This window comes from Marinospirillum sp., assembly GCF_014859565.1.
This window is the reverse complement of record NZ_JACUUA010000253.1, coordinates 1-4330: the sequence shown is the minus strand read 5'-3', so window position 1 is coordinate 4330 and position 4330 is coordinate 1. Positions and strand designations below refer to the sequence as shown.

The following is a 4330-nucleotide window of genomic DNA, read 5'->3' as shown; positions in this document are numbered from 1 at the left end:
GTTGCACCGGAAAACTACCTGCCAGCCCTGCCCTGGCCATAACAACAAACCTTACTCAATCATCAATGCAAACAGGGTGATACCACCACCCGATCAGCTTCCTGCATTTCAGCAACTCCAGAGCTCGGACGTGCCAGTAATACACGGGCATCCAGCACTGCATAACCTTCACGGTAACAACGCACCGGATTGAGATCCAACTCACTGATTTCCGGATGGGCAGCCAGCAGCGCTGAAACCTTCAGCAATAACTCAACCAGTGCTTCTTTATCAACCGGTGGCTGACCTCTGACACCTTCCAGCACCTTGGCAGACTGGATACCTGCCAGCATATCCCAGGCATCAGAGCGAGACAGTGGTAAAGCACGAAACACCACGTCCTTCAGCACTTCCACAAAAATGCCGCCCAGACCAAACATCAACAAGTGACCATACTGGGCATCTTCGGTGACACCCAGAATCACTTCTGTACCTCGGGCATTTGCCATAGGGCAAAGCAGTACACCCTGCAAACGTGCTTCTGGGTGATGGGATAAAACCGCAGCCTGTATAGACTGCCAACCCTGTTGCAAAGCAGGCAGCCCTACAAGATTCAGCAGCACCCCACCGGCATCAGATTTGTGCAAAACATCACGCGAAACAACCTTCATGGCCAACGGTTGCTGTAACCATTCTTCCGGCAGATCCTGCAGTTGTTGTTGATCCTGAACCCAGACCTCTGCAGGTAATGGCACCTCAAAAGCAGATAACAACTGTTTGGCTTCAGGTTCCAGCAACGCAGTTCGTCCATCAGCACGCACTGATGCCAGCAAACGATCAACCCTCAGGCTAGACTCACCTCGACCGGTCAACAGGTCGTCTGCCTGATTTCGCTGCCGATAAGCACTGTAATCTGTCAGAGCACGCAAGGCAGCAACAGCTGTTTCCACACTGGCATATACAGGAATACCACCTTCCACCAGTTGTTTTAAAGGCGCAGGTTTGTTCAGGGCATACAGGCTATGCACCAGTAAAGGCTTACCTGCAGTTTTTGCCAGCTCAGTCAGCTGCAAGGCGGTATGTTGCTCCAGCTCTGCAAGGCTGGCATCAAAACGCAGCGCATAACCGCCGAACAATCCCACCATCAGCAACAGATCCACACCAGAATCGTTTAACAACAACCGAGCACAACGGGCAAAGTTCATTGGATCACTGTCGGTGCCACCGGCCACATCCACCGGATTGGTGACTGCTGCGCCTTTGGGCAACAAGGCTTTTAAACCTGTCTGAGTAGCAATATCCAGCTCAGCCAGTTGTAAACCCAACTGATCCAGTGCATCAGCAGCAATGGTGGCATGACCACCACCATCAGCCAGCACGGCTACTCGACGCCCTCTGGGCAAAGGCTGGGTCGCTAAGGCCTCAGCAACCGGCAGCAGGTAATCCGGTTGATCCACCAGCACCACACCCGCCTGACGCATCACCCCTTTAGCCACCTGATAACTGCCCGCCAGTGCACCAGTATGGGATTTAGCGGCCTTTTGCCCGGATTCAGATTTGCCGGATTTATACAACACCAGCGGTTTTTGTGCCGTGAAACGCCGTGCCGCCTGCAAAAACGCCCGACCGTCATCCAGACCTTCCATATAAGCCACCAGTGCCCCGGTACCCTGATCCGCAGCAAAATAATCCAGATAATCGTGGAAGCCCAGATCAGCGGCATTACCCACACCGATGTAACTGCTGAAACCGGAATGCAGCTGATTGCTGCCTTCCGTCACCAGTGATAAAGCCATATTGCCGGACTGAGACAAAATCCCCAGCGGCCCGGCCTTGAGATCAGAAAAACCCACCAGATTCATACCGGCATGGGTATTAAACACACCGGATGTATTCGGGCCAATCAAGCGTATTCCGTAGGTTTTTGCCATTAACACACTTTGCTGTTGCAGTGCTTCACCTTCGGCACCCGATTCAGCAAAACCACTGGCCAGTACCACCGCCGTTTTAACACCTTTTAAGCCGCAGCTCTGCAGCACCTGCGGCAGGCTGGCTGCCGGAGTACAGATCAGTACCAGCTCGGGGCATCCCGGTACATCCGAGATATCCGGATAACAGGTCAGACCCAGCACTTCATTCAGGCGAGGATTGACCGGATAAATGGCACCCTTAAAACCATCACGCAACAAAGCACGAACCGACTGAAAACCACGCTTGGACGGATCAGCAGAAGCACCCACCACCATCAGCGCATTGGGATACAAACTGGATAACAAACTCATGGGGTGCTCCTCACAAACCGGTGAATACAGGGGTACGCTTTGCAGCAAAGGCATCCACCCCTTCCTGCCAGTCGCGAGTGGTGGTACAGAACATCATTCCTTCCAGTTCTGCCGTTAAGGCATCTTCAAAATTCTGCTGTCCGGCACGATTTAACTGCTGTTTAGCCAGCATCATGGAAATCGGTGCCTTGCTTGCCAGCTGCAGGGCAAAAGCCTGAACCTGCTGCTGAAAATCCTGTGGTTCTACTGCCTCAAAACACCGCTGCGCCAGACCGATGGACAGTGCCTGCACACCATTGATTCGTTCACCCAGCATCACCAGCTCTTTGGCTTTAGTCAGCCCTACACGCGCGGGTAATAACCAGGACACTCCGCCACCAATAAAGGCTCCGATACTGGTTTCCGGCAGACCCCAGATGGCAGTGGACTGCATCAGCATAAAATCGGCCGCCAGTGCCAGTTCAGCACCGGCACCCAGGGCATAACCGTTCACAGCGGCTACCACCGGTTTACGCAGCTCAAACAACCGACGGCAGACTTCCTGTTCACCCCGCAGGTATTCACGTTTTTCAAAAGCCGTGCGTGTGCCTTCCGCGTGGGCTTTCATATCCGCCCCCACACAAAAAGCCCGACCGGCACCAGTCAGCACCACCACCCGAACATCAGGGTTTTGTTCTGCCTGATCCAGCAACCAGCATAAACGGTCATACAGAGGTTTACTGACGGCATTCAGTCGCTCAGGCCGGTTCAGCGTGATCCACAACACACCCCCTTCGCGCAGGTCTGCCAGCACAGTGTTATCTGCATCAGAGTTCATGATTCACCTCATCAATCAACTGTTCATGCCGCTTGAGGCTGGATAAACCACGCCGTCCCAGTCGCCCGGCCAGCATTGCCATTAACCCTTCAATAAATACCAGAAAAGCAGCCATGGAGTTGCTGTACCAGGTGCCATTGGTGGGTGCCACAAAAGTCAGTGTGGCTTCTGCAGCCAGTGGTGAACCATGGGAGTCGGTAATGGCAATCACCTTCATGCCATGATTGGCTGCAATTCTGGCTGCAGCCACCGTGCCACGGGTGTAGGGAGAGGCACCAATCACTACCAGCACATCGTTTTCGGTTAACTCAGTCAGGCCATGTGCCACACCGTGATGAGGGTTACCCAGCAAGCTGACATCCGGACGCAACAGACCCAGAGCATAAGCCAGAAAATTGGCAACGGTATGCGCCTGACGCAACCCATATACACGGACTCTGGGTGCAGTCGCCAGCAACTCTACGGTTTGCTCCAGCGAACCGATATCCAGACTTTTTAACATCTGGGCGATATTATTGGTTTCTTCTTCGGCCACCTGAGTCATCAGGCTCAATGATGCTGCCGTTACACCATCCAGCTCATCATCATCCAACAACTGACCAGCCAGATCACTGTAAAAACTGGTTTTGCTGGAGCGTGCCAGATGTTTACGAAACAACAGTTGGAATTCAGCAAAATTCTCAAAACCCAGCTTGCGCACCAAGCGACTCAGTGTTGAGGCATTCACATGCGATTCTTCCGCCAGTGTCGAGATGGATGCCACCGCCACCTGACTGGGGTTATCCATCATTTGTGTCAGCGCTGCCATGGCTCTTTTACCCAGCTTCAGATCACTGTCCGGGGTATTCAGCTTCTGCAAACGGCGCTTTAATTCTTCCAGGGTTTGAGGTGACAAGGTTCTGGGGGTCACGGCAGGATCACTCAGCAGCAGTATTTGACTTAAGTTTAATCAAACAATACCTGAAACGCAATTATATTTGCACCAATAAAGTAAAATGCAAATATTTTCTTTTTATGGGGTCAACCTAGGTACAAATGAGGTGCTGCTGGGTTAATCAATAATTAAGATAACGGTATAAATAACCGGCTAAGCCGAAAGAAAAGGCAATCTTTTGCTTTCGGCTCAAAATATGCAAATCAGTTTTTGTTGGTCAGCAACAGGTTGCGGGGGGCTTCGGCCAGTGAGCGGAAGGTGACTCGCACACCCTGCTCATCCACCCAGGCAGTGATCAGGCGTGCAGGCACCAGATCA

General features: G+C 52.5%; 3 protein-coding genes. All 3 read right to left on the bottom strand.

Annotation, left to right across the window (positions count from 1 at the left end):
* Window positions 1-62: 62 nt before the first annotated feature.
* Genes IBX50_RS17685 through IBX50_RS17675 form a run of 3 tightly spaced genes read right to left on the bottom strand, consistent with a single transcriptional unit; the run spans window position 63 to window position 3988 of the window.
* Window positions 63-2261 (bottom strand): acetate--CoA ligase family protein, encoded by a 2199-nt coding sequence (locus tag IBX50_RS17685; RefSeq protein ID WP_292257620.1) that lies wholly within the window; start codon window positions 2259-2261, stop codon window positions 63-65.
* 10 nt (window positions 2262-2271) lie between these two features.
* Window positions 2272-3078 carry an enoyl-CoA hydratase/isomerase family protein gene (locus IBX50_RS17680; protein WP_292257618.1) on the bottom strand — a complete coding sequence of 269 codons (807 nt, stop codon included), beginning with the start codon at window positions 3076-3078 and terminating at the stop codon, window positions 2272-2274.
* Complete coding sequence (locus IBX50_RS17675) at window positions 3068-3988, bottom strand: MurR/RpiR family transcriptional regulator (RefSeq protein WP_292257617.1); 921 nt, start codon at window positions 3986-3988, stop codon at window positions 3068-3070. Before IBX50_RS17675 ends, IBX50_RS17680 begins: the two co-directional genes overlap by 11 nt.
* Window positions 3989-4330: the final 342 nt, after the last annotated feature.

What these genes read in the sequence shown, in the direction of transcription:
- IBX50_RS17685 (WP_292257620.1), bottom strand. Translation starts at nt 2,261, where the DNA reads ATGAGTTTGTTATCCAGTTTGTATCCCAATGCGCTGATGGTGGTGGGT.
- IBX50_RS17680 (WP_292257618.1), bottom strand. Translation starts at nt 3,078, where the DNA reads ATGAACTCTGATGCAGATAACACTGTGCTGGCAGACCTGCGCGAAGGG.